Raw genomic sequence first — 26,315 nt, 5'->3', positions numbered from 1 at the left:
CAACCAGACACTCATTCTTTATGAACTCTTAGTTTTCCTTTGTTGCACATCAAATCTCTTCCTGGGCACAGCGCAATCTGTAATCATCAATTTTTTAGTAAAAATTTTCGTATTTAAAACATTATCAGCCCCGACATCATTTTGTTATTTATAATAAGGATATTTTTAATGCCACAGCTTGAAAATTTTACAGTCGCAAAACCAAAACGTGTAAAAGAAGGCGAAGAACCCTATATTCATCATGTAATAATAAGTAGACCAAAAAGATATGATGCGATGATTGCCTACGGCGGACATGGTGGTGCTGAAATGCTGAAAGCCGCAGAGTTTAAAAGAAAGCGACTACTGGAGAAAGACCCTGAGAGTGTGATCCCGGCACCTAAGATATTCAGAAGCCAACAGGAATTTAAAGATATCTGGACAAGTATCTTTAATGACCTGCAATTACGGAATAAATCGGGAATGTACACCTATGAGCTGTATGAAATCCATATTTTTGCGCATAGTAATTCTGATTTCATCATCATCAAAGAGGGCGAACATATTACAGAAGAAGTAGTAAAAACACTGGAGAAACTTAGGTGGCATCCACAAAATGGTTACCTGGTACTGCATAGCTGCCGGTCCGGGCGTTTTGAAGATGATGATATCATCGAACGAAATAGCAAAGAATGTATCGCCCGCTCGTTCTCCAAATTCCATGAAACGAACGTTATTGGACAAATGGTGTTTGCTTCTTACAATTCCATCATCCATTCGAGTGAAATCAGATATAGAGAGATGGCCAATGATTATGTCGAAGTCGACATTCTGGGAAGTAAAAATCTTGTACTTTGGGGGTATAAATCAGGAAACAAAATCAAAAAGCATTATTCGAAACAAGAAGAGTTCTCAGCATTAAACGATGGGCAAATCTGGCCGTGTAGGAAATTTCGCAATGGAGAAGAGTATAATCGTCATGTTGCACCAGAAAAGTTTAACTTTGATGATTTAACCTTTATATAAAATGAAGCTTCAATAACAGGCCGCAATCCATGACATTAATACGTTCATTATTCCTGGTGGTTATGACGCTACTTACTAACTCTGCGCATGATGGTACAATTGATATGGCTTTTTCTATAAAACCATCACTACTTCCCAGGTCTGAATTATGGACAGTGAAACAGTCATGGATAATGCAACGAAAAGCCATAACGCCAGAAACGCATATAATTGAAAGTGATGAAAATCTGATAAACCTTATTATACATGCCTGGCAGGGTGATAAAAATGCGATGATTCAATATGCACGCATTCAGTTTCTCGTTGACGACAACGTTTTTCTTGAAGATTTTTATAAAAAAAATGCGCACCGTATTGTCAATCGCTATGGGCATCGTCTTAAACGCCCTGATGTATTTAATATGGATTACAGCGAATTTATTACCACACTGGCTGAAATGCGTTATCCCCTGGCTGCCAGACTAGCTACCGGAAGACTTAAATGGACAGCAGGTACAACCTACACAAAATTTAATCCATTAACGCATGAAAACCGCAATAAGCTTATCCGGTATATGCGATATGCCATTAAGGGTGGGTATCATGAATATTCATCATTAGCAGATTATATACTCTTCCCATCAGGATTCGCATTCAAGAACAGCTACTTTAGCGAAGTAAATTCACTATCAGACAGAATCACCAACTTGTCTAAAGAACAACTGATGGAAAGTTTTTCTGCCTATAAAATGAGCGCGCTCCATGGCTCACAATATGCCCAGATAAGAATAAGTGAATTTTATCTTTATGGTGCGGGTATAGAACAGAATCTGGAACAGGCATATGCATGGTCTTTAGTCGCTCAAATGAATTATCGTAATTTTCAACAGAAATACGCTGACCAATACCGTTCTGAATCAGAAAATGAAGAAATATTCGACAATTTTAATAAAACTATACGTGTCAAACTCAAAGAAAAAGGGCTTAGCCCCGAACAAAAAGAAAAAGGCTTGAAGATTGCTATACAAATTAAAGATAACATATCAGAATGGAATTATTATACGTGGCGATCCGAGCATGATCCTATAATGCCAGAACCTTGAATTATCGATGTCTGAGTGATAAACAAAAAACGCTGAATATAATACGCTATTTGGCTGTCAACTCTGGCCATGTAAAAAGTACAGAAATGGAAAGAAGACAAACAGAAAAGTGGCTTAAGATCAGTTTAATGACGATGATCTTAATTTTATGTGAGAGAACAAGAATAAAATCGTTGACCAGCATGGCAGGCATCTCAGACGGACGGACATCCTGGATTTACATTACCAAGATCTTATTCTCAAACTGGCAGATATGCAGTATCCCACGGCAGCGGTGTTGGTTTTAGGACGATTCCGGTGGAGTGCTGACAGAACAGGTTTAATTCATAATCCATTGATACAGGAAAATCGTAAAAAGTTAATACACTATACTCGTTATGCCATAAGAGGCGGGTTTCCTTATCATTTATCACTTGCCATTGCGATACTTTTTGCCAGTGGTTTTGATTATTAAAGACAGTAATCACACACGGATTAATACCCTACAGGAAAGGATTCCCAATCCTATCACCAATGGTGCTGGAGGAGAGTTTCCTTGCATATAAAAAATGTGCACTACAAGACTTGCTTTATACCCAGATTAAAATGATTCAATACCACTACCATGGTTTTAGCGTAGCCCGGGACGTGGTGCAGGCTGGGCCTGGTCATTAATAGCCAGTAAAAACTTTCTCAATTTCATCAAAATCAATCACCACCTCCCCAGGAGGTGGTTTAGGGGTGACAATAAAAAGCCAGTCAGCTTACCACTGACTAGCTTTTTTATTACCCTTCAAAGAAGAACGGTATCAGGCGAATTAACGCGCCAGCCAACCGCCGTCGACCGCGATGGTATAGCCGTTAATGTAATCAGATGCACTGGAGGAGAGGAAAACAATCGGCCCCATCAGGTCACTCGGTAAACCCCAGCGCCCCGCCGGAATACGGTCGAGAATAGCCGCACTGCGCTCTTCGTCAGCACGTAATTGCTGGGTGTTATTGGTCGCCATATAGCCCGGCGCGATGGCGTTGACGTTGATGTTGTGTTTCGCCCACTCGTTCGCCAGCAGACGGGTCACGCCCATCACACCGCTTTTAGAAGCGGTATAAGACGGCACGCGAATACCGCCCTGGAAGGAGAGCATGGAGGCGATATTAATGATCTTGCCGCCATTGCCCTGAGCGATGAAGTGTTTCGCCGCAGCCTGGGACATAAAGAAGACGCTTTTGATGTTCAGGTTCATCACGTCATCCCAGTCCTGCTCGCTGAAATTGATCGCGTCTTCGCGACGGATCAGGCCAGCGTTATTGACAAGAATGTCGATTTTGCCGAACTCGGCCACCGCACGATCCAGCAGTGCCGGGATACCGTCGATTTTACGCAGGTCAGCCGTCAGGCTCAGGAAACGACGGCCCAGCGCCGTAACGCGCTCGATGGTTTCGGTCGGTTCAACAATGTTGATACCCACGATATCGCAACCCGCTTCCGCCAGACCCAGCGCCATGCCCTGGCCCAGACCTGTATCACACCCGGAAACGACAGCCACTTTACCTTGAAGAGAGAATGCATCCAGAATCATGTTGGTTCCTTAATCTTTCTACGCCTGCACCCGCAGGCATATTTTCGTTATGCCTGTGGTGCTTAGCGCAGATCTTTAACCGCGACGTGATCCATGTCATCAAAGACCTGGTTTTCACCAACCATACCCCAGATAAAGGTATACGCTTTCGTCCCCACGCCTGAGTGAATAGACCAGCTCGGCGAAATCACCGCTTGTTCGTTATGTATCACAATATGGCGGGTCTCCTGCGGCTGCCCCATCATGTGGAACACGCATGCGTCCTCATCCATATTGAAGTAGAAGTAGACTTCCATGCGGCGCTCATGGGTATGGCACGGCATGGTGTTCCACAGGTTACCCGGCGCGAGTTCGGTCAGCCCCATGCTCAACTGGCAGGTTTCCAGCACGTCCGGCACGAAGTATTTATTGATGGTGCGACGGTTGCTGGTGAGGTTGTCACCCAGCGTGACCGGAGAAACATCCGCAGGCGTCACTTTTTTGGTCGGGTAAGTAGTATGTGCCGGTGCGCAGTTGTAGTAGAACTTCGCGGGTGTCGCGGTATCGACGCTGGCAAACACCACTTCTTTCGCCCCTTTGCCGACATATAACGCGTCGCGATGGCCAATTTCATAGCACTGACCATCAACGGTAATGGTGCCCGGGCCGCCGATATTGATAACGCCCAATTCACGGCGTTCCAGGAAGTAGCTTACGCCCAGTTGCTTGCCCACTTCGCCGCCAACAGAGACGGTTTTGGCGACCGGCTTAATGCCACCGACGATAATACGGTCGATGTGGCTATAGACCATGGTGTATTCGTCATCGACGAATACCTCTTCAACCAAAAATTCATTGCGCAGTCCCTGGGTATCCAGCGTTTTCGCATGCGCACTGTGGATGCTTTGTCTTACGTCCACATTTACCTCCGCAGTCAATGTTTCATTCGAATCGCACGTAACGGAGCGAATAAAAAACGTTCCGTTTTGCAGTATGGGCACATCTTATCCCGGCTAAAACACGTTTTCAATGTTATATAAAACAACGTTTCATTTTTTTCGTAATATATTTCTAAAACTGTAGTTGCGATCACGAACGTCTGGCATTTACATAAGGAAGAGGGGCGGTTTATTGGGCATGAGAACAGAATTTAATGATAACAAACAAATAGTTAATAACATCTTGAAGTTTTAACAGTCTGCAGGCATTTTTACTGCGCGAAATCTAAGATTCTTTTTGATATCGCAACGTTATCGCGTTTTTCAGGATGCGAAGCGCTAGGTTTTCTTTTAAACTGCGCAGGTCGTCACACAAAGTAAAACGATGTTTTGATAAATTAACACCAAGCTTTTGAAATGTTGATGGCGCGTATAACGGCACGAAAATGAATGCGTATACACCAGGGAAGTATCGACAAAGAAACAACAGGGTAGCGCGGCGCGTTGCCCGGGGACGTTTGAGTTAGTGTTTCTGTAACTGGCCTTGCCCTCCTTAACGGAGGGCTTTTTTTTAGGGGGAAAAGGACGTTATCTGCAAGAAGGACTCAGTCGCGTTCTATCGCCAGCGCCACACCCTGCCCGCCACCGATACATAAGGTCGCCAGCCCTTTACGGGCATTACGTTTTTTCATTTCATGCACCAGCGAGACCAGAATACGGCAACCGGATGCACCGATAGGATGGCCAAGCGCAATGGCACCGCCGTTTACATTCACCCGCTTTTCATCCCACTCCAGCACTTTACCGACAGACAGCGCCTGGGCGGCATAGGCTTCATTGGCCTCAATCAGGTCGACGTCATCCAGGTGCCAGCCCACGCGCTCAAGGCAGCGACGGGTGGCATAAACCGGTGCGATGCCCATCAGGGCGGGATCGACGCCTACGCTGGCAAAGGCACGAATACGCGCCATCACCGGCAAATTCAGCTCCTGCGCTTTGGCTTCACTCATCATCATCACAGCGGCGGCACCGTCATTAATGGACGAGGCGTTACCCGCGGTGACCGACCCCGTCAGTTCAAATGCCGGAGAGAGTTTCGCAAGCCCTTCTGCGCTGGCGTCGGTGCGCGGTTGCTCATCGGTATCAACCAGTAATGGTCGCCCGTCGGTGGACAGCGCTTTCACCGGCACGATTTCATCGCGAAAACGCCCGGAATCAATAGCGGCGCGCGCTTTTTGCTGCGAACGGAGCGCCCAGTCATCCTGGTTGGCACGGCTGATGCCGTACTCCCGCGCCAGGTTTTCTGCGGTCACGCCCATATGGTAATCGTTGAAGGCATCCCATAATCCGTCGTGAACCAGGCTGTCGATAAGCTGGCTATTGCCCAGTCGCGCCCCGGTACGGCTGTCGGTCAGCACATGGGGGGCACGGCTCATATTCTCCTGACCGCCCGCAATAACCACATCGGCTTCGCCGCACTGAATCGCCTGCGACGCCAGATGCAGCGCTTTCAGCCCTGACCCGCACACATCATTAATAGTGATAGCCGAAACCGTCATTGGCAGCCCGCCTTTAATTGCCGACTGGCGGGCAGGGTTTTGCCCGGCGCCTGCGGTAAGCACCTGGCCTAAAATGACTTCATCAACGGTCTGGGGGTGAATCCCGCTGCGATCAAGAAGTGCCTGCACGACATAACTTCCCAGCTCAACGGCAGAATGGTGCGATAGCGCCCCCTGAAAACAGCCGATAGGCGTGCGAACCGCAGCCACGATAACGACATCTTTCATTTCTACCTCAGCGCAAATTGACCCAGGCAATAGTAGTACGTTGTTATCAAGTATTATCGCAATTGTTTAAAATCGGTGAGATTCATCACACAGGCGGGCAGGAACAGGTTCGGGAAAGGAGGTGCGACAGGCAAGCCCGTCGCACAGAAACAGCAGTAATCAGTTGTTTACCGGGATTACCGCACCTTTGTATTTGGTGCGGATCCAGTCCTGAATCTCTTTAGAGTGCAGGACGTTTACCAGCGCTACGATGTCTTTTTTCTTCTCATCGCCACGGTGTACGGTAATGATGTTGGCGTACGGGTTGTTTTCGCCGCTCTCAACCGCGATAGGATCGTGTACCGGGTCCAGGCCTGCGTCAATGGCGTAGTTGGCGTTGATCACCACCGCGTCACCTTCGTCGTTGTTATACATCTGCGGCAGCAGCGCCGCTTCTACGTTCGGCTGGAACTGCAGTTTTTTCGGGTTTTCAACGATATCGCTGATACGCGCAGAGACTTTATCCACGCCCGGTTTCAGCTTGATCACGCCCTCTTTTTCGAAGATAGAGAGGATACGGCCTTCTTCGGATACCGCATCACGCATGATGATTTTGCCCCCCTGCGGCAGGTCTTTCAGCGACTTGTATTTTTTGGAGTAGATACCAATCGGCTCAATGTGGATTGCGCCCGCGCTGACGAAATCATAGGTTTTATCGCCCGCGTGATCTTTCAGTACGCTGTTCAGGTACGGAATGTGCTGGAAGTAGTTGGCGTCGATTTCACGGCCAGCCAGCGCGGTGTTCGGCAGAATGTAATCCTGGAACGGTTTGATCTCCAGATCGATACCTTGTTTTGCGAGAATCGGTTTCGCCTGCTCCAGAATTTCAGCGTGCGGCACGTTAGAAGCGCCCACGGTCAGTTTGTCGGCCCAGGAGGAGAAGCTCATTGCACCCAAAGTCATGGCGGCAATCAGTGTCAGTGTTTTTTTCATGATGTGTTTCCCTAATTTTATTAGCGTTTATCTAACAGAGAAGTCACTGCGTCGCCGCAGAACTGGATGATGAAGACAATAATCAAAATGGTCACTGTCGCCACCAGCGTGACGTCGCCATGGTTGCGCTGGAATCCTTCCAGATAAGCCAGATTTCCTAAGCCACCCGCACCGATAACCCCGGCCATAGCGCTGTAGCTCACCAGAGCAATCAGCGTCACCGTGATACCGGAAACCAGTGCAGGCGATGATTCAGGCAGTAAAACCCGAAAAATCAGTGTGCTAAGGCGTGCCCCCATCGAACGGGTCGCCTCGATAACCCCTTTGTCCACCTCACGCAGGGCAATCTCCACCAGGCGGGCATAAAACGGCGCGGCTCCGACAATCAGTGCGGGCAGCGCGGCGTTCGCCCCGAGGATGGTGCCGACAATCGTTTTGGTAAACGGAATCAGCAGAACAATCAGAATGATGAACGGGATCGAGCGGAACACATTCACCAAAATCGATATCAGGCTATAGAGCACGCGGTTTTGAAATAATCCGCCGCGGGCGGTCAAAAACAGCGCCAGTCCAAGAATGATCCCCAGCACAAAAGTCGCCGCGCCAGAGAGTGCCGTCATGTAGAGCGTCTCCTGCGTGGCCGCCCACAGTTGGACCAGTTTCAGGTGCGGAAATAGTGTCTCAAGCATGTTTAATCACCTCGCCTTCAATATCGCTATGGCGTAAATCCGCGAGGATATTGTTTACCTGTTCCTCTGTGGCGACGACGTGCACCCACAGTTGACCAAACACGCCATGAGCGGTTTGGGTCATTTTTCCATGCAAAATGTTGAACGGCAGGCCGTAGCGCAGCGTCAGTTCACCGACGACAGGCTGATGCGTGTTATGCCCGGTAAAGGTCAGCTTGATGACGGTACCGTCGAGACCCGCGTTCAGCTCAGGGTTAAATTCTGCTTCTTCATACTGGCTAATCTGGCGCACAAACTGGCGGGTGATCGGCTGCTGAGGATGCGTAAAGACGCTGATCACATCCCCCTCTTCCACCACGCAGCCATTTTCCATCACCGCCACGCGGTCACAGATTTTGCGCACCACATGCATTTCATGGGTGATGAGCACAATCGTCAGTTGGAAACGACGGTTAATGTCCAGCAACAGATCGAGGATCTGATCGGTGGTTTGCGGATCCAGAGCCGATGTCGCCTCATCACACAGCAGCACATCCGGGTTGTTTGCCAGCGCACGGGCAATCCCCACGCGCTGCTTTTGTCCACCGCTCAATTGCGACGGGTAAGCATTTTCACGGCCTTTCAGCCCCACCAGCTCAATCAACTCCGCCACGCGGGCATTGATTTTCGCTTTTGGCGCACCGGCAATCTGCATGGAAAAGGCAATGTTTTCTGCCACCGTGCGTGACCACAACAGGTTGAAGTGCTGGAAAACCATGCTGATTTTCAGCCGGGCCTGGCGCAATTGCTCGCCCTTTGCCGCAGAGATGTCCTGACCGTTTATCACTACGCTGCCCGAGGTCGGCTTTTCCAGACCGTTCAGCAGACGAATCAGCGTACTTTTTCCGGCGCCGCTGTAGCCGATAATCCCGTAAATTTGCCCCTGCTCAACCGACAGATTGACGCTGTCTACGGCGGTAATCGACGCCTTTCCCTGGTCGAAAATCTTAGAAATATTCCTGAGAACGATCATTGCGTTACTTTTCCGTTTGGCGGTTTAGCAGTATGGAAGTCCAAACGATAATAATCAGTCATGAATATAATTCAAATAACTAAATAGACATTAGATATAACTTTCGGCGCTAAGAGGCAGCGATTCTCACTATTCTGTCTAATGACTAAATTCAGCAATGGTTATCTGCTAAACGCATAATACGCAGGAAGATTGCTGGCAAAGTGGCTAAAAATAGAGCAAAAATGCCAAATTCTGGCAATCGACACATCCGGACGGCTAACCACCTTTCCCTCCTGATGTCTAAATAGCACTTCATATTTCTTTTTGTTCTAATTGCCGGAGAAACGTTCTTTAAACAGGCAAATTGACAGACCTATCATCCGCTCATCACGTTTATCTGTGGGTGATTAACCATGTCAGTATTGCATTCGATTAGTGAACTTATCGGCCAGACTCCGCTCCTCCAGTTGCATAAGCTGGAGACGGGCCCCTGCAGCCTGTTTCTGAAGCTGGAAAACCAGAACCCTGGCGGTTCTATCAAAGACCGCGTTGCGCTGTCGATGATTAACGAAGCCGAACGACTGGGCCATTTACAGCCAGGCGGAACGATCATAGAGGCGACGGCGGGCAATACTGGCCTTGGTCTGGCGCTGATTGCCGCGCAAAAAGGCTATTCATTGATTCTGGTGGTGCCAGACAAAATGAGCCGGGAGAAGATCTTCCACCTGCGGGCGTTGGGGGCGAAAGTGGTTTTAACGCGCTCTGATGTCAACAAAGGGCACCCGGCCTACTACCAGGATTATGCCCGCCGCCTGGCGCAAGAGACGCCGGGTGCATTTTACATTGACCAGTTTAATAACGAAGCCAATCCGCTGGCGCACTTTAGTACCACCGCGCCGGAAATTTACGCCCAGCTTGACGGTGATATCGACGCGATTGTCGTTGGCGTCGGTTCCGGCGGCACGCTGGGGGGATTGCAGGCATGGTTTGCCGAACACTCGCCGAAAACCGAATTTATCCTCGCCGACCCGGCAGGTTCTATTCTGGCCGATCAGGTTGAAACCGGGCAATACGGTGAGCCCGGCTCCTGGCTGGTCGAAGGCATCGGTGAGGATTTTATCCCACCGCTGGCGCATATCGACGGCGTACATAAGGCCTACCGGGTTACCGATGCTGAAGCGTTTGCCGCCGCGCGAGCTCTGCTACAAACCGAAGGCGTGCTGGCCGGTTCTTCAACCGGTACGCTGCTCAGCGCCGCGCTGCGTTATTGCCAGGCGCAGACGACCGCCAAACGTGTGGTAACGCTCGCCTGCGACAGCGGCAATAAATACCTCTCCAAAATGTTTAATGATGACTGGATGCGCCAGCAAGGCTTGTTAAGCCGCCCGACGCGCGGCGACCTGACCGATTTCATTGCCCTGCGCCACGACGAAGGGGCCACCGTCACCGCCGCGCCGGATGACACCCTGGCCGCCGTGCTGGCGCGCATGCGTCTGTATGATTTCTCGCAGCTTCCCGTGCTGGAAAACGGCCGGGTCGTCGGCATTGTCGATGAGTGGGATCTGATAAGCCACGTACAGGGTGATAGCGCGCGTTTTTCATCACCGGTGAAAGAGGCGATGACCCGCAACGTGGAAACCCTCGACAAGCACGCGCCGGAAAGCGCGCTGAAAGCCATTTTTGACCGGGGCCTGGTGGCTGTGATTGCCGACAATGACCGCTTTCTTGGCCTGATTACCCGCAGCGATGTTCTGACCACCTGGCGTAACCGCCTGGAACAATAAAGGAGTACAGATGAAAACGTTGAATACGTTGAGCGTGCACAGTGGCACCTTTACCGACCAGCACGGCGCGGTGATGCCGCCGATTTATGCCACGTCCACCTTTGCGCAGCCTGCGCCCGGTCAGCATACCGGTTATGAATATTCCCGTAGCGGTAACCCGACTCGTCACGCGCTGGAAACCGCGATTGCCGAACTCGAAGGCGGCACGCGTGGTTATGCCTTTGCCTCCGGGCTGGCGGCGATTTCCACGGTACTGGAATTGCTGGATAAGGATAGCCATATTGTCGCGGTTGATGATGTATACGGCGGCACTTACCGGCTTATCGAAAATGTGCGTAAGCGCAGCACCGGCCTGCGGGTGAGCTGGGTGAAGCCCGACGATCTGGCAGGGCTGGAGGCCGCCATCCGCCCGGACACGCGGATGATCTGGGTTGAAACACCGACAAACCCATTGCTTAAGCTGGCAGATCTGGAAGCAATTGCGACCATCGCGCAACGGCATAAGATCCTGAGCGTGGCGGATAACACCTTTGCTTCGCCGGTGATTCATCGCCCTATTGAACTGGGTTTCGATATTGTGGTGCACTCCGCCACCAAATACCTGAACGGGCACTCTGACGTGGTGGCCGGGCTGGCGGTGGTGGGTGATAACCCGGCGCTGGCAGAAAAACTGGGCTATTTGCAAAATGCCATAGGCGGCGTGCTTGACCCGTTCAGCAGTTTCCTGACGCTACGCGGAATCCGCACGCTGTCGCTACGTATTGAGCGCCACAGCAGTAACGCGCTGGCCCTCGCCCAGTGGCTGGAGCAGCAGCCGCAGGTGGAGAAAGTGTGGTTCCCGTGGTTGCCGTCGCATCCGCATCATGCGCTGGCGCGTAAGCAGATGGCGCTGCCAGGCGGGATGATTTCGGTGGTAGTGAAAGGCGATGACCAGTACGCCACTGCGATTATCAGTAAGCTAAAACTGTTTACGCTCGCCGAGAGTCTGGGCGGTGTGGAGAGTCTGGTGAGCCAGCCCTACAGCATGACGCACGCCTCTATTCCGCTTGAGCAGCGGCTGGCGAATGGCATTACGCCGCAGTTGATTCGGTTATCAGTGGGCATCGAAGGGGCGGATGATTTGATTGCCGACTGGCAGCAGGCGCTGGCGTAACGGCATTGACCTTCCCCGGTGGCGCTGCGCTAACCGGGGCTACAACGCCTCTCCCTCAAGGGAGAGGGCCAGGGAGAGGGGCAATACGACTTAGCGCTTATCGATACCGTTGAGGATATCCAGCACATCATCTGGCAGTGTCAGTTGCGCGCTGGCCAGGTTTTCCTGCAGATGCACAGGCGACGAGGTACCCGGAATCAGCAGAATATTAGGCGAACGTTGCAGCAGCCATGCCAGTGCAACCTGCATTGGTGTGGCATTTAAACGTTGCGCCACCGCGTTCAGTTCCCCGGATTGCAGCGGCGTAAAGCCACCCAGCGGGAAGAACGGCACATAGGCAATGCCCTGTGCGTTCAGCACATCAATCAGCGCATCATCTTCACGGTTTGCCACGTTATACATATTCTGAACGCAGACAATCGGCGTCATCGCCTGCGCATCAGCAACCTGCTTCGCCGTCACATTACTCAGCCCGATATGACGGATCAGTCCGCGCTCTTTAAGGGTAATTAATGTTTCCAGTTCAGCTTCCAGCGAACCTTCCGCAGGCCCGTGCACACCATGCATACTGCGTAAGTTGACCACTTCTATAGCGTCGAGGCCAAGATTACGCAGGTTATCTTCTACCGCGCGCGTTAGTTCTTCGGCGCTAAACGCAGGCAGCCAGTTGGCTTTGTCATCACGACGCGCCCCAACTTTAGTCACGATGCACAGATCGGCCGGATACGGGTGCAGCGCTTTTTTGATTATTTGGTTAGTGATATGCGGACCATAGAAATCGCTGGTGTCGATATGATTAACACCAGCCGACACGGCGTCACGAAGCACCTGAATCGCCTTCGCTTCGTCAGCCGGCGGCCCGAACACGCCGGGACCGGCCAGTTGCATTGCGCCATAGCCAAGACGACCAACTTCGCGATCGCCAAGACGATAAGTAAGCGTGGGTTGAGACATGGAATACCTCCTGGGTGATAAGTGAACACATTGTAGGACGGCGCAGACAGAGGCAACAGCGTAATCTGTGCCATGCTACACGAGGAGAATATTTCTCATACAACGTAAAGGTGAGTCTTGAGGCGCTACCTAAATAAGAAACCTCTGATATAGTAATCCTATAGCTAATGAGGCCTCACTATGAAATTTCCTGAAATACCAGAAAACGAAACCGAGCGTCTTAAATCTCTTTATATGATGGACCTGCTCGATAAAAAGGATGACGAGCGCTTAGATCGCCTGACTCGTCTGGCAAAAACTGCGTTTGACGTTCCAATAGGCATAATCAGCCTGTTAGATCGCGATCGGCAATGGCTGGTTTCCTGCAGCGGCGAAGTGAAAGTCCGTGAGACATCTCGCAATATATCTTTCTGTGCACATGCGATCCTGGCACAGGGGATTTTTATTGTGAAAGATACCAATGTGGATGAGCGTTTTCACGATAACCCGTTTGTTATTGGTGAACCATATATACGTTTTTACGCGGGCTGCCCGGTACGCCTGCCAGATGGCTCGATCGCCGGAACAATATGTATTATTGATGACAAACCGCGTGACTTTACCCCGGAAAATATCAATGCGTTGCTCGATTTGGGTGCCATTGTCGAGGACGAGTTTCATATCATCAGTATGGCAATGACGGACACGCTGACCGAATTGCCCAATAAACGCGGTTTCTACAAACTGGGTGATAAACGCTTCTCATGGTTAACTGATAATAAACGATCGTTTAGCCTCGTTTACTTAGATGTAGAAAACATCACCGCTATTAATGAATTTTTCGGTCATAACGAAGGCGACAGTACGCTCAAAAAATTTGCGTCGGTGCTTTTGCGCTGTCTGAAAAAGAATGACGTTGCCGCACGCCTGGAAGGAGGCAAGTTTGTCATCCTGCTGGGCCATGACGATGATCGGGATGTGGACACCTTCCTGTTCAGCTTGCAGTCAAAAATTGATGATCTCAATGAAAAATCAATGAAAAAATTCCGGCTACACTATTCTTACGGCATCGTGGAGTACGATCCAGACAGACACGGCAACTTGCTGGAGATGATGAACAACAGCGAGCACGTGATGTATCTGGAAAGAAAAAAACCGCCGCTAAACCCGACGCAGGCGCATAAATCCAGCGAAAACTCATAGCTCGCCGGAGCATAAGCACTTATCACGAGGGTAAATGAAAATTTACCCTCTTTTTTTGAAATAATACCATCGCAAATTCAGCCATTACTGAATTGCCTCTCTTATTCAGCCATCAATTTATTTATACAAACCCACTCAACTCTTTATTGGTCATAGATAGCGTCTATCTATATAAATAAATTTAAAGAAAATCATTTTTCTCATGTATTTTTCAACCGCACCCGTTATTATCAAATTTAGGTTTAGTCAACAGCCTGCATTTCGACCAACGAATATTCAGACAGCCACGTTTTTTTGATTATTCCTCCCGGTATCAACGGCGACTTTATATTCCTATCCGTTTTTTTTGGTTCACCGCAAGCCCTTGCGGTGGTTACGATTTATTAACGTTCATCTGAAAGTAACATTCTAATGCGTATCGAAAATAGTCATAGTAAAACCACCAGCACGAATCCTGTATATCGTTCTGGTCGTCATATGTCCTGGGGTGTGCTGGGATTTTGTTTGCTATTACTGATACTGAAATACATCAGTTGATCTTGCTTTTAATAACGGCATAAAAATAAACACCACCAGATGATATATCCTGGTGGTGTTTATTAACAGGCAAAACAGACTAAGCGTAAACGCAAGCTATTACTCAAGCACAATTTCGCTACGCAGACGATTTTTCACCCATCCTGCTAGTGCCGAGGCATTTAACGCCCGTTCCGTTCGGGCAACCAGCCTCCCAAAACGAAAAATCCGTGATTCCTTTCGCATTTGTTTTCCAAAATGGCAGCTTTTATAAGCCCTGCTATTTCGGCCATGTACATGGCCGGAAAGCCCTGGTTTCAAACTTTCATCAAGAAGATAACCCAAACTCAACAATGACCATTTGTGAATGATCTGAGGGGCTCGCCAACTCCTGTTTTAACGCAAATGTTACTTTGGCGTTGTATTTCGTGAATACCGTCGCGCTAAACTGGGCAAACGACAGAAAAACACCTTTATTACAGGGTGGAAAAACAGGCAAAAGCACAGCGAAAAAGCGCATAAAAAAACCTATAATTTGGTTAATTTGCCGATGTTTTGCGGCAAATTTTATCCCCTCAACCACGTTCATTTTCAGTTCTTCGCCTGCCTGTACATGATCATATTTTAATGGCACCACACAGTTTGAAAAATAATATAACTATTTAATAATTAAAGAATTACTTCATTTTTATTGATTCAATTATTGAATCAATAAAGCACTAAGTCAGTCTATTTTTGTTGGAATGAAAGTCATAGAATCCTGGCAACACGCAATTCAGCGCCACGTTTTATATCCATGGCAGATGACCGTTTATGACGTCGGTATTCGGTTACCATCTATCCGCAGGAGGAATTATGTCAGGCCAGTCTTCAACTCCAGTCGTAACATCCGTCAAAGTGATCCCGGTCGCCGGGCATGACAGCATGCTGATGAACCTGAGCGGTGCGCATGCGCCGTTCTTCACCCGTAACATCGTTATCATCACCGACAACGCCGGCAACACCGGTGTCGGCGAAGTCCCCGGCGGCGAAAAAATCCGCCAGACTCTTGAAGACGCGACGCCGCTGATTGTCGGCAAAACCCTCGGCGCCTACAAAAATGTCCTTAATGAGGTGCGCAGCGCCTTTGCTGACCGCGACGCCGCGGGCCGCGGCCTGCAGACTTTTGACCTGCGCACCACCATCCACGTGGTCACCGCCATTGAAGCGGCGATGCTCGACCTGCTGGGCCAACATCTGGGCGTCAACGTCGCCTCCCTGCTCGGTGACGGCCAGCAGCGCAGCGAAGTGGAAATGCTCGGCTACCTGTTCTTCGTCGGCAACCGCAAGGCGACGCCGCTGCCCTACCAGAGCCAGCCGGATGAAAAATGCGACTGGTACCGTCTGCGTCATGACGAGGCGATGACCCCGGATGCCGTGGTGCGTCTGGCGGAAGCCGCGTATGAAAAATACGGCTTCAATGACTTCAAACTGAAAGGCGGCGTGCTGGCCGGTGAAGAAGAAGCGGAATCCATTGTCGCCCTGGCGAAGCGCTTCCCGCAGGCCCGCGTCACCCTCGACCCGAACGGCGCATGGTCTTTGAACGAAGCCATCAGCATCGGTAAGTACCTGAAAGGCTCGCTGGCCTACGCGGAAGACCCGTGCGGCGCGGAGCAGGGCTTCTCCGGGCGTGAAGTGATGGCGGAGTTCCGCCGTGCCACCGGCCTGCCGACCGCCACCAACATGATTGCCACCGACTGGCGTCAGATGGGGCACACGCTGTCGCTGCAGTCGGTGGATATCCCGCTGGCGGACCCGCACTTCTGGACCATGCAGGGCTCCGTGCGTGTGGCGCAGATGTGCCACGAGTTTGGCCTGACCTGGGGCTCCCACTCCAACAACCACTTCGACATCTCACTGGCGATGTTCACCCACGTGGCGGCCGCGGCGCCGGGTAAAATCACCGCCATCGACACCCACTGGATCTGGCAGGAGGGCAACCAGCGTCTGACCCGGGAGCCGTTTGAGATTAAAGGCGGGATGGTGCAGGTGCCGACAACGCCGGGTCTGGGCGTGGAGCTGGATATGGATCAGGTGATGAAGGCGCACGAGCTGTATCAGAAACACGGTCTGGGCGCGCGCGACGATGCAATGGGGATGCAGTACCTTATCCCCGGCTGGACGTTCGACAACAAACGTCCTTGCATGGTGCGTTAACCCATAGTGATTCATACAAGGCCCGCAGGCGTAAACCTGCGGGCTTTTTTACAGCATGTTGATGACAAAGAAGCCCAGTGCGGTCATCAGCAATGAGCCAAACACATGCACCATCACCGACGTGATGGCCCACAGATAATTGCCTACCTGTAGCTGGGAAAAAATTTCCACTGAAAACGTTGAAAACGTGGTCATTCCCCCGCACAGCCCGGTGGTAATCAGTAACCGCCAGGTCGGATCCAGATGTGGCTGTCGCGTAAAGAACGCCAGCGCCCCGCCAATAATAAACCCGCCAGTCAGGTTCACCAGCAACGTGCCAGGCGGTAGATTCGGAAAGAGCGCATTCAGGCGCACTGAGAGCAGCCAGCGGATCACGCAGCCAGCCGAACCACCGACAATGACGGCAATGAGAGATTTCAGCATGTTTTCCTCAACAACAATAAAAGTGTCCGAGGCATGCAGGAGGGAAAAAGATAAGCGCCCGACATGCCTCCATTAAAAGAGTCATACCAGGCGTCATCAGCTTCGCTGGGAAGCGGTTGGGTAAGGTGGAACGCCATCACCTTGCATGCATTGTTCAACGTTTTTTGCCGGGAGGCAAGAAAGGAACATTCATAGCCCGAATGCATCCACATAAACGCAACGGCACAATACCACGAGCTTACGTCACATCAGCCCAGCGCAACACCTTCATTCTGCAACGATAAAACCAAACATAGCCAGTGCAATAAAACATAGCCAATACTATATCTTATTGATTTATAAGATATTTTTGCATTTATCATATTTACATGGCAGCATAGCGCTCTCTGATATTTGATGCATTTGACCCGTTTCGACATAGACGGGTATTAAAAGGTACGCACATGAGCTTTTACGCACTCCTCATTCTGGCATTTGGAATGTCTATGGATGCCTTCGCGGCATCGATCGGTAAAGGGGCGGCACTTTATCGCCCGCCGCTGAGAGAAGCGCTGCGCACTGGCATCATCTTTGGCGTGGTCGAAGCCATCACTCCGGTGATTGGCTGGGGGATTGGCCTGGCCGCCAGCCAATACGTTATGCGCTGGGATCACTGGATTGCCTTTGCTCTGCTGATGCTGCTCGGCGTGCGTATGGTAGTTGAGGGAATGAAAAAAGACGGGCAGGAACCGGTAAATGCACCCAAACGTCACGGTTTCTGGCTACTGCTCACCACCGCTATCGCGACCAGTCTGGATGCTATGGCTGTCGGTGTGGGTCTGGCGTTCCTCGAGGTGAACATTGTCACCACCGCCTTGCTGATAGGTCTCGCCACCACCATTATGGCCACGACAGGGATGCTGCTGGGCCGTTTTCTGGGTGCCGCGATGGGTAAATGGGCCGAAGTGATGGGTGGCGTAGTGCTGATCGGCATCGGCTGCTCCATTTTGCTGGAACACCTGGCAGTCTTTGCCTGATGTTTCTGAAACCCTACTGGCATGACAATGCCAGTAGGATCTGTGTCTGCTTAAAGATAGAGGAGCAAATGCTCAGCCATACACAATATCACCACCATCTGCCCCTACGGCAGTTGCGTTCGGGAACCGTGGGACTATCGAAAAAAGGCTATATAGCGTTTTCCGTGTTTCGTACTGCCCTTTTGAGCGCCCTACTCATTTGAAATGATTGCGAATAAAACGTCATTCGTTTTTATATATGTTTTAATTATTTTTCCAGATAACGATCTACAATCTATAGATATACACACTATTTTTCTATTGTCTTATACATCCGCACAATAAGCTTGCTTGCTTTATATTTTCTGAAAATTGCAAAAAGAATCGCCCTGCGCGTTAAATATGCTTTTTAAAAAATAAAAAGAGTTGTACTTTTGTCACCCCCGATAATGGGTAACATTTTTCTTATAAATGACAATAATTCAATTAGCTTAACAGATCATACTGAAGGGAATTCTTATGAAAAAGCTTAAAACGTGGTTTGCTGCAGTTATTGTTGCCACTGTTCTGGTGGGTTGTGCAAATACAGCACCCATTGATAACATACAGACCTCTGTTGGCGCGGGGCATACGACCGCTCAAGTGAAAAAAGCCATCTTCAAAGCAGGCACGCAGCGTGAATGGATAATGAATGAAGCGGGGCCGGGTGTTATTAAAGCACGTCAACAAAACCGCGATCATGTTGCAGAAATCCGTATTAATTACACCGCAACAGGTTATTCCATTACCTATGATAACAGCCTCAACCTTGAGGCCGCTAACGGTAAAATCCATAAGAATTATAACCGTTGGGTGAATAACCTGAACAAAGATATTCAGGTCTATCTCTCCTCAATTTCAGCACAATAAGACAATATTAAGTTGGGCCACTGGAAGGGCCCAACTGTCGCTATTTTCATCACAGACAGGTAAGTCATGTATACAAAGGACACTCTCAGCGCACTGGATGCTATCACAGAGGCGCAACGTATCGCATTCGCGCCTATGCTGTTTCAAACCGCACGTTGCTTACGTGACTCAAACGTCCTTGCCCACCTGGATAAACAAGGAAAGGTGGGAGCAACACTGGAAGAAATAACGGCCTGCAGTGAACTGAACGACTATGCCATTAGCGTCTTACTGGATATGGGACTCAGCGGTCGAATCATTACTTGCAATGAGGGGCGTTATTACCTGTCAAAAGTAGGTCATTATCTTTTGCACGACACCATGACTCGCGTAAATATGGATTTCACGCAAGACGTCTGTTATCAGGGATTATTCTTCTTAGATGAATCATTAAAAGAGAACCGCGCCGCCGGGTTAAAGGTATTTAGCGACGCAACAACGATCTACCCGGTACTTTCCCAGTTACCGCAATCCGTGCGCAAAAGTTGGTTTGCTTTCGATCATTACTATTCGGATGGCGCGTTTAATGCTGCACTACCGCATGTTTTCGCCCACAACCCAACGACACTCTATGATGTAGGCGGAAATACCGGAAAATGGGCGCTACGTTGTTGTGAATTTGACGACAATGTTGCGGTCACCATCCTTGATTTACCGCAACAGATTGCGCTGGCCCGCCCGAATATCGAAAACGCAGGTTTATCACATCGTATCCACTTCCATGGGGTGGATATGCTCAGTGAAGCGCCACTGCCAGCTGAGGCTGATATCTGGTGGATGAGCCAGTTTCTGGATTGTTTCTCTCCTGAACAAATCATTGCCATGCTGGGTCGCATCCGCAGCGTAATGAAACCAGGCGCGCGGCTTTGCATTCTGGAGCTCTTCTGGGATGCGCAACGATTCGAAGCCGCATCGTTCAGCCTGAACGCCACCTCGCTTTATTTTACCTGTATGGCAAACGGCAACAGTCGTTTCTACAGCGTCGAGAGGTTTTATCACTTTCTTAACGTAGCCGGATTTAAGGTGGAAAAACGGGTGGATAGCCTTGGCATGGGTCACACCTTATTGCTGTGCGAGAAAAACTAATTTTTATATTGCCTGGCAGCAATATGCAAAAGTGCCGGGTTTATCGTTTTAAGACGGACGCGCATTGATGAAATTTGCCCTGAAACTGGTCGACTGGCAGGCGCGAGCACCAGGCTTATGCGAAACGCCCGAATGGCAACAATGGGCACAGCAGCCCCATGCCATAAACCCTGACGCGCCTCAGGCCAAACTGACAGAACTGCCAATGATGACGGCAAGACGATTAAGTTCAGGCAGTAAACTTGCCGTGGAATGCGGCTTGTCTATGTTGCGTCGTCACACCATTGATGCGGTACTTTACACCAGTCGTCACGGCGAACTTGAACGCAATTACAGCATTCTGAGCGCGTTAGCAAAGCATCAGGACGTCTCACCCACTGATTTTGCGATGTCGGTGCATAACTCATCCGTAGGTAATCTGACTATTACCGCGAAGCATCCCATTGTCTCCTCATCCTTATCCGCTGGTATGGATACTTTTCAACAAGGGCTATGCGAGGTTATTACACTGCTGCATGCAGGTTTCAAACGGGTGCTTATGGTTGATTTCGACGGATATTTACCTGATTTTTACCATTCGGACCTGCCCGAAAAAATGCCGACCTGGCCCTTTGCTGTTGCGCTGGTTTTTTCCTCAGGTGAGGAACTGCAGTGCACCACGCAAAGCGGAAGCGATGGCGAAGAGGCGCTGTTGCCCCAAAGCGTGCAATTTTTACAGCATTATCTTAGCGATGCGCAATTCTTTACCATCATGGGTGAGAAAACTCTGTGGCAATGGAGGCGCTCATGACGGGCCTCCTGGCCAAACTGAACCGCCTGTGGCGGATACCAATGACCGGCTTTTGTTTCGCTCTGTTCGGTCTTGGGGGCGTATTGCTCTCCGTTATCTGGTTCAATCTTTTGTCGCTGGTCATTCGTGACAAACAGACCCGGCGGCGCTACGCCCGCCGCAGCATTTCAGCGTGTTTCCGTTTCTTCCTGACCGTGACCAGGACCGTCGGCGCAATGGAATATCGCATTGAAGGCAAGGAACTTTTATGCCAGGAAAGTGGCTGTCTTGTGGTGGCCAACCACCCATCACTTATCGACTACGTGATAATTGCATCGGTGATGCCGGAAACCGACTGTCTGGTGAAAAGTACCTTACTAAACAATCCCTTTTTAAGCGGCCCCATTCGGGCAGCCGACTATCTGATTAACAGCCAATCCGACACGCTGCTGCCACAGAGCCAGCAACGCCTTGATCGTGGTGACACCATATTGATCTTCCCGGAAGGGACGCGGACTCGCCCCGGCGAAAAGATGATATTGCAGCGCGGTGCAGCCAACATCGCCATTCGCTGCGCCAAAGATTTACGCGTGGTCACTATCCACTGCAGTGAAAATTTTCTGAATAAAAAGAGCAAATGGTATGACGCTCCGCCATCCAAACCACTGTTTACCGTAAAGGTTGGCGAACGGGTACCTATTGATCGTTTTTATGATGCGACGACACAAGAGCCGGCGCTGGCAGCAAGGCAGCTAAACCGACATCTTTTACAGCAATTACAATCAGTTGAAACACCGATATCAGGACTTAATGATGCAAGCGCTATATCTTGAAATTAAAAATCTCATTATCAATACGTTAAATCTTGATGAATTGACGGCAGAAGATATCGACACCGATGCAGCCTTATTCGGTGACGGTTTGGGTCTGGATTCTATTGATGCCCTGGAGTTGGGATTGGCAGTGAAAAATCAGTATGGAATTGTGCTGTCCGCAGAAAACGAGGAAATGCGACAGCATTTTTATTCCGTGGCAACGCTGGCCTCTTTCATTCATTCACAACGTGCCTGAGAACGAGTCCTCTATGACAGAACAACACGCTATTTATCAGGAAGTTTCCACGCTGCTGATCAAACTGTTTGAAATCGATCCCGACAGCATTAAACCTGAGGCACGCCTGTACGAAGACCTGGCGCTGGACAGTATTGATGCTGTCGACATGATCGTGCAGTTGCAGAAGAGAACAGGCAAAAAAATCAAGCCTGAGGAGTTCAAAACGGTTCGTACGGTGCAGGATGTCGTCGAAGCGGTAGAACGCCTGCTCAAAGAAGCCTGATTACATGCGCGGTTTCAAAACACTGCCGGGGATTCAGACAGCGACAGGGATTTTACTGTTGGCCTGGCCGGTTATTATCTGGATTGGCCTGAGGTATAACTGCCTGCAGTGGTTGCTACCATTGATGGCGGTCATGCTGGTATTACGCTTACGTCAGGTGCAACAAAAAGCCGGGCCGATGCGCTTTGTTATGCAAAGCGTGGCGCTGGCGGGAATCGTGCTGTGTATCGCCAGCATCCTGCTCAAAACCCACCAGCTCGTGCTGTTTTACCCGGTCGTCGTAAATATCGTGATGCTCACTGTCTTTGGCGGATCGCTGTGGACGGCAATGCCGCTGGTCGAACGTCTGGCTCGTCTGCACGATCCCTATCTGCCGCCCGAGGGCATTCGGTATACCCGCCGCGTTACCCAGGTATGGTGCCTGTTTTTCGTCATCAACGGCGGAATTGCGCTCTTCACGGCACTACAGGGCGATATGACGCTGTGGACCGCCTGGAACGGCATAATCGCCTATCTGCTGATCGGTGCACTAATGGGTGGCGAGTGGCTGGTACGCAGCCGATTAATAAAACGAGAAAACCCATGAATCAGCCACTTCCCCTCGCGCAGTGGCTCAGCACGACTCGTCCGGACGATACGCCCGTGGCCTGGCTTGGTGAGCAAACCTGGACGCTGGGGCAGCTTCGCTATGATGTCTCACGGATGGTCAATGCGCTGCAACAGCAGGATGGCGAGCGCTGGGCGCTATGCTTTGAAAATAGCTATCTGTTTATTGTCGCGCTGCTGGCGACGCTGAGCGCAGGAAAAACGCCTGTCGTTCCCGGTCACAACCGTATCTCATTGCTGGAAGAACAATCTGGCCTGTTCAACGGCGTCTTGAGCGATAAAACCTTCGGCTGGAAGGGTGCGCTTCTGGTGGTCAATTCGGCCAAAACCAGGCAATTACCGATCTCATCACTGCCCACCATCAGCGGGAATCAGAATATTGAACTCTTTACCTCCGGTTCCACTGGTCAGCCGAAGCGGGTAAAGAAAAGCATTGCCTCACTCGATGAAGAAACCAGGCTTCTGAGTGCTTGTTTTGGCGAACGACTGGAAGGCTGCCGTGTCGTTTCTTCTGTGGTTTTTCATCACCTGTACGGCTTAACATTTCGCATTTTTCTGCCAATGTCGCTGGGTCTGACGCTGCATGCCACGATGATTTATTATGCCGAGCAGCTCAGTGCACTACCCCGTCAGCACATGTATGTGTTCGTCAGCAGTCCGGCGTTTCTTAAGCGTCTGGATAGCCAGTTGACGCCCCCGCCACTCACCCTGGTCCTCTCCGCAGGCGGCATGCTGCCCTGGAAGAACGTGTTATCCACACAAAGCTGGCTTGACCTCTGGCCGGATGAAATCTATGGCAGCACGGAAACAGGCATTCTGGCCTGGCGTCATCGTGTGCAGGATAACGCGCCATGGATACCGTTCCCTGGCGTCGACATAGCGCCGCACGGCGATGCGTTTCGTGTTATATCGCCGATGATTGACGAAAAAGCCGGGTTATTGATTGATGATATTTTGCATTTTGAAGAAAACGGGCAGTTTCACCTGCGTGGACGTCGTGGCCGGGTAGTGAAAATCGAAGAAAAACGTATTTCATTAAGTGAGATTGAACGTCGTCTGATGGCGCTGAACGGCATTATTGATGCCGCAGCGCTCCCTGTATCGCGTGGGGCCGACAGTGTATTGGCGTGTTACTGGTACTTGACAATACCCTGCGCCAGACCTGGCGAAACAACAATGGCGAGGCGCTGGAACTGTCGTGGCGACGTGCACTCATTCCCTGGCTTGAGCCTGTCGCGATACCTCGCTACTGGCGTGTTATTGATGAAATCCCGGTCAACACGATGAACAAGCGTGTCTATGCGCAATTACAGGAGTTATTTTATGAAACCCCGTGAAATTGAACGTCATCAGACATCGCCAGAGCAGATCAGTGTTGTCCTGTACCTTGACCCAGGGCTGTTCTGGTTTCAGGGGCATTTCAACGTTCAGCCGCTCCTGCCTGGCGTCGCGCAACTCGACTGGGTAATGCACTACGCCAGCGAGCTACTTGCGCCAGGCTTTCATTTTCACAGTGTCCAGAACATTAAGTTCCAGTCGCCGCTGGTTCCGGGAAACACGCTGACGCTGACACTGACCTGGCAGGAAGAAAAACAGACGCTGACGTTCTGCTATCAACGTCATGATGGCGAGGCGCGCCATACCGCAAGCAGTGGGAAGATCCGTTTATGTCGTTAACCTACTCCCCCTGCGTGGTGATCCCTTGTTACAACCATGGGGTGATGATGGCGTGCGTACTGGCTCGTCTTGCGCCGTTTCAACTGCCGTGCATTGTTGTTGACGATGGTAGTGACGACGATACCCGCCAGATCCTTGATGATCTCACCGTCAGTCATCCCACGTTAACCTTGATCCGTCTCACACGGAACGCCGGAAAAGGTGTCGCCGTCATTCGCGGTCTGGAAGCGGCGGAACAGGCGGGCTTTACCCACGCGGTACAGGTTGATGCCGACGGGCAGCATGCCATTGAAGATATTCCGGCACTGCTGACGCTGTCAAAACAGCACCCGGACGCGCTGATATCTGGTCAGCCCATCTATGACAACTCTATTCCGCGTTCACGTCTGTATGGCCGTTGGGTTACCCATATCTGGGTGTGGGTCGAAACGCTCTCACTGCAACTCAAAGACAGCATGTGCGGGTTTCGCGTCTATCCCGTCGCACCGACCCTGCAGTTGGCAAAACGCGCCAGACTCGGTCAGGGAATGGATTTTGATACCGAAGTGATGGTGCGTCTCTACTGGCAGGGCAATACCAGTTACTTTGTGCCGACACGCGTGACCTACCCGCTGGATGGCCTGTCACACTTTGACGCCCTGAAAGACAATATTCGTATTTCACTGATGCATACGCGTCTGTTTTTCGGCATGTTGCCGCGTATCCCTTCGCTGCTGTTTCGTCGCCGCCACTCACACTGGGCAAAGCAGCGGGAAGTGAAAGGGCTATGGGGTATGCGGGTCATGCTGACCGTCTGGCGATTCCTTGGACGCCGTGCATTTTCACTGTTGCTCAGACCGGTGGTGGCGGTTTACTGGCTAACGGCCACATCCGCACGCCACGCTTCGCAAGGGTGGATTGGCCGCGTTAAAGCGCAGCTTGCCAGTCGCGGTCTGCCAGAGCCTTCGCACCTCAATAGCTATCAGCATTTCCTGCGCTTTGGCAATGCCATGCTCGATAAAGTGGCGAGCTGGCGCGGTGAGCTTCGTCTGGAAAGCGATGTGATCTTTGCCGAGGGCGCAAAAGCAGCGCTGGCGGTTGAATCGCCACAAGGGAAACTGCTGTTGGCATCGCATCTGGGCGATGTTGAAGCGTGCCGCGCGCTGGCGCAACTGGATGGCACTAAAACCATAAATGCGCTGGTCTTTAGTGAAAATGCACAGCGCTTTAAGCAAATCATGCAAGAGATGGCACCTCAGGCGGGGCTCAATCTGTTGCCTGTGAACGATATTGGGCCAGACACCGCGATAGTGCTCAAAGAGAAGCTGGATCGCGGAGAGTGGGTGGCGATTGTCGGCGACCGCATTGCCGTGAAACGCCAGCGGGGTAGTGACTGGCGAGTGGTCTGGAGCCCGTTTATGGGTCAACTCGCCCCTTTCCCGCAGGGTCCGTTTATCCTCGCATCCATTTTGCGCTGCCCCGTAGTGCTTATTTTCGCCATCCAGCAACAGAACAAACTGCATATACACTGCGAACCCTTTGCCGATCCACTGCTACTGCCTCGTCCGCAACGCCAGGCAGCACTGCAAGACGCGGTCAACCGCTATGCCGCCCGGCTTGAACACTACGCGCTGCTCTCGCCACTGGATTGGTTCAACTTTTTCGATTTCTGGCAGTTGCCAGATGCAGTCACCGATAAGGAGTAA

The 26,315-nt window shown here is 50.7% G+C and carries 25 protein-coding genes, 1 pseudogene and 1 riboswitch; of the genes and pseudogenes, 17 read left to right on the top strand and 9 right to left on the bottom strand.

Features of this window, described 5'->3' with window-relative positions:
- The first annotated feature begins 168 nt into the window (after window positions 1–168).
- Entirely contained in the window at window positions 169–1,005 is an 837-nt protein-coding gene (locus ACS0RQ_RS04775; RefSeq protein ID WP_271851587.1) for a hypothetical protein, read from the top strand.
- A gap of 29 nt (window positions 1,006–1,034) precedes the next feature.
- Complete coding sequence (locus ACS0RQ_RS04770) at window positions 1,035–2,087, top strand: hypothetical protein (protein WP_499079263.1); 1,053 nt, start codon at window positions 1,035–1,037, stop codon at window positions 2,085–2,087.
- Between the two features lie 797 nt (window positions 2,088–2,884).
- On the opposite strand, the gene kduD is transcribed toward ACS0RQ_RS04770, so the two are convergent.
- The 6 genes from kduD to ACS0RQ_RS04740 form a co-directional block, all read right to left on the bottom strand.
- Window positions 2,885–3,646: a 2-dehydro-3-deoxy-D-gluconate 5-dehydrogenase KduD gene (gene kduD, locus ACS0RQ_RS04765; protein WP_039077128.1), complete on the bottom strand. Its 762-nt coding sequence runs from the start codon at window positions 3,644–3,646 to the stop codon at window positions 2,885–2,887.
- Between the two features lie 62 nt (window positions 3,647–3,708).
- Window positions 3,709–4,545: a 5-dehydro-4-deoxy-D-glucuronate isomerase gene (gene kduI, locus ACS0RQ_RS04760; protein WP_271851583.1), complete on the bottom strand. Its 837-nt coding sequence runs from the start codon at window positions 4,543–4,545 to the stop codon at window positions 3,709–3,711.
- Between the two features lie 623 nt (window positions 4,546–5,168).
- Entirely contained in the window at window positions 5,169–6,350 is a 1,182-nt protein-coding gene (locus tag ACS0RQ_RS04755; protein WP_039077130.1) for an acetyl-CoA C-acetyltransferase, read from the bottom strand.
- A gap of 159 nt (window positions 6,351–6,509) precedes the next feature.
- On the bottom strand, window positions 6,510–7,322 hold the full coding sequence (locus tag ACS0RQ_RS04750; RefSeq protein ID WP_039077131.1) for a MetQ/NlpA family ABC transporter substrate-binding protein: 813 nt from the start codon (window positions 7,320–7,322) through the stop codon (window positions 6,510–6,512).
- A gap of 20 nt (window positions 7,323–7,342) precedes the next feature.
- Entirely contained in the window at window positions 7,343–8,011 is a 669-nt protein-coding gene (locus ACS0RQ_RS04745; protein ID WP_271851581.1) for a methionine ABC transporter permease, read from the bottom strand.
- Window positions 8,004–9,023, bottom strand: coding sequence for a methionine ABC transporter ATP-binding protein (locus ACS0RQ_RS04740; RefSeq protein ID WP_271851580.1), 1,020 nt, complete (start codon window positions 9,021–9,023; stop codon window positions 8,004–8,006). Before ACS0RQ_RS04740 ends, ACS0RQ_RS04745 begins: the two co-directional genes overlap by 8 nt.
- Window positions 9,024–9,418: 395 nt before the next feature.
- On the opposite strand from ACS0RQ_RS04740, the gene ACS0RQ_RS04735 reads away from it, so the two are divergent.
- Complete coding sequence (locus ACS0RQ_RS04735) at window positions 9,419–10,789, top strand: pyridoxal-phosphate dependent enzyme (protein ID WP_039077134.1); 1,371 nt, start codon at window positions 9,419–9,421, stop codon at window positions 10,787–10,789.
- Between the two features lie 10 nt (window positions 10,790–10,799).
- Entirely contained in the window at window positions 10,800–11,942 is a 1,143-nt protein-coding gene (locus ACS0RQ_RS04730; RefSeq protein ID WP_271851579.1) for a trans-sulfuration enzyme family protein, read from the top strand.
- Between the two features lie 90 nt (window positions 11,943–12,032).
- On the opposite strand, the gene ACS0RQ_RS04725 is transcribed toward ACS0RQ_RS04730, so the two are convergent.
- Window positions 12,033–12,896 (bottom strand): aldo/keto reductase family oxidoreductase, encoded by an 864-nt coding sequence (locus tag ACS0RQ_RS04725; protein WP_271851578.1) that lies wholly within the window; start codon window positions 12,894–12,896, stop codon window positions 12,033–12,035.
- Window positions 12,897–13,076: 180 nt separating this feature from the next.
- On the opposite strand from ACS0RQ_RS04725, the gene ACS0RQ_RS04720 reads away from it, so the two are divergent.
- The gene (locus ACS0RQ_RS04720; RefSeq protein WP_271851577.1) at window positions 13,077–14,078 is read left to right on the top strand and encodes a sensor domain-containing diguanylate cyclase; all 1,002 of its coding nucleotides are present in this window, start codon (window positions 13,077–13,079) and stop codon (window positions 14,076–14,078) included.
- An 844-nt stretch (window positions 14,079–14,922) separates the two neighbouring features.
- Here ACS0RQ_RS04720 and ACS0RQ_RS04715 read toward each other — a convergent pair.
- The gene (locus ACS0RQ_RS04715) at window positions 14,923–15,183 is read right to left on the bottom strand and encodes a hypothetical protein (protein WP_271851576.1); all 261 of its coding nucleotides are present in this window, start codon (window positions 15,181–15,183) and stop codon (window positions 14,923–14,925) included.
- Between the two features lie 266 nt (window positions 15,184–15,449).
- On the opposite strand from ACS0RQ_RS04715, the gene gudD reads away from it, so the two are divergent.
- Complete coding sequence (gene gudD, locus ACS0RQ_RS04710) at window positions 15,450–16,790, top strand: glucarate dehydratase (protein ID WP_337259722.1); 1,341 nt, start codon at window positions 15,450–15,452, stop codon at window positions 16,788–16,790.
- Window positions 16,791–16,838: 48 nt separating this feature from the next.
- Here the strand turns inward: gudD and crcB are convergent, their stop codons facing one another.
- Window positions 16,839–17,213 carry a fluoride efflux transporter CrcB gene (gene crcB / locus ACS0RQ_RS04705; RefSeq protein WP_169038861.1) on the bottom strand — a complete coding sequence of 125 codons (375 nt, stop codon included), beginning with the start codon at window positions 17,211–17,213 and terminating at the stop codon, window positions 16,839–16,841.
- A gap of 80 nt (window positions 17,214–17,293) precedes the next feature.
- Window positions 17,294–17,363: riboswitch (Fluoride riboswitch) on the bottom strand.
- Between the two features lie 293 nt (window positions 17,364–17,656).
- Here crcB and mntP point away from each other — a divergent pair.
- From mntP to ACS0RQ_RS04650, 11 genes and pseudogenes are all read left to right on the top strand, one after another.
- Complete coding sequence (gene mntP, locus ACS0RQ_RS04700) at window positions 17,657–18,229, top strand: manganese efflux pump MntP (protein ID WP_271851926.1); 573 nt, start codon at window positions 17,657–17,659, stop codon at window positions 18,227–18,229.
- 498 nt (window positions 18,230–18,727) lie between these two features.
- The gene (locus ACS0RQ_RS04695) at window positions 18,728–19,117 is read left to right on the top strand and encodes a hypothetical protein (protein ID WP_271851925.1); all 390 of its coding nucleotides are present in this window, start codon (window positions 18,728–18,730) and stop codon (window positions 19,115–19,117) included.
- A 66-nt stretch (window positions 19,118–19,183) separates the two neighbouring features.
- Entirely contained in the window at window positions 19,184–20,242 is a 1,059-nt protein-coding gene (locus tag ACS0RQ_RS04690) for a methyltransferase (RefSeq protein WP_271851924.1), read from the top strand.
- 67 nt (window positions 20,243–20,309) lie between these two features.
- Window positions 20,310–21,032, top strand: a complete 723-nt coding sequence (locus ACS0RQ_RS04685; protein ID WP_271851923.1) for a beta-ketoacyl synthase chain length factor — start codon at window positions 20,310–20,312, stop codon at window positions 21,030–21,032.
- Window positions 21,029–21,844, top strand: coding sequence for a lysophospholipid acyltransferase family protein (locus tag ACS0RQ_RS04680; RefSeq protein ID WP_271851922.1), 816 nt, complete (start codon window positions 21,029–21,031; stop codon window positions 21,842–21,844). The genes ACS0RQ_RS04685 and ACS0RQ_RS04680 overlap by 4 nt, the downstream gene beginning before the upstream one ends.
- On the top strand, window positions 21,825–22,082 hold the full coding sequence (locus tag ACS0RQ_RS04675) for a phosphopantetheine-binding protein (protein ID WP_271851927.1): 258 nt from the start codon (window positions 21,825–21,827) through the stop codon (window positions 22,080–22,082). The genes ACS0RQ_RS04680 and ACS0RQ_RS04675 overlap by 20 nt, the downstream gene beginning before the upstream one ends.
- A 13-nt stretch (window positions 22,083–22,095) precedes the next feature.
- Complete coding sequence (locus ACS0RQ_RS04670) at window positions 22,096–22,347, top strand: acyl carrier protein (RefSeq protein ID WP_271851921.1); 252 nt, start codon at window positions 22,096–22,098, stop codon at window positions 22,345–22,347.
- Between the two features lie 4 nt (window positions 22,348–22,351).
- Window positions 22,352–22,933: a COG4648 family protein gene (locus ACS0RQ_RS04665; RefSeq protein WP_271851920.1), complete on the top strand. Its 582-nt coding sequence runs from the start codon at window positions 22,352–22,354 to the stop codon at window positions 22,931–22,933.
- Window positions 22,930–24,290 (top strand): annotated as a pseudogene (locus ACS0RQ_RS04660) (AMP-binding protein). The gene ACS0RQ_RS04665 and the pseudogene ACS0RQ_RS04660 overlap by 4 nt, the downstream one beginning before the upstream one ends.
- Window positions 24,277–24,630 (top strand): ApeI family dehydratase, encoded by a 354-nt coding sequence (locus ACS0RQ_RS04655; protein ID WP_271851918.1) that lies wholly within the window; start codon window positions 24,277–24,279, stop codon window positions 24,628–24,630. Before ACS0RQ_RS04660 ends, ACS0RQ_RS04655 begins: the two are co-directional and overlap by 14 nt.
- Entirely contained in the window at window positions 24,621–26,315 is a 1,695-nt protein-coding gene (locus tag ACS0RQ_RS04650; RefSeq protein WP_271851917.1) for a glycosyltransferase family 2 protein, read from the top strand. The genes ACS0RQ_RS04655 and ACS0RQ_RS04650 overlap by 10 nt, the downstream gene beginning before the upstream one ends.

Source organism: Phytobacter diazotrophicus (assembly GCF_052061655.1).
Lineage (GTDB): Bacteria > Pseudomonadota > Gammaproteobacteria > Enterobacterales > Enterobacteriaceae > Phytobacter > Phytobacter diazotrophicus.
The sequence above is the reverse complement of the archived record's forward strand: the minus strand, read 5'-3'. Positions and strand labels throughout refer to the sequence as shown.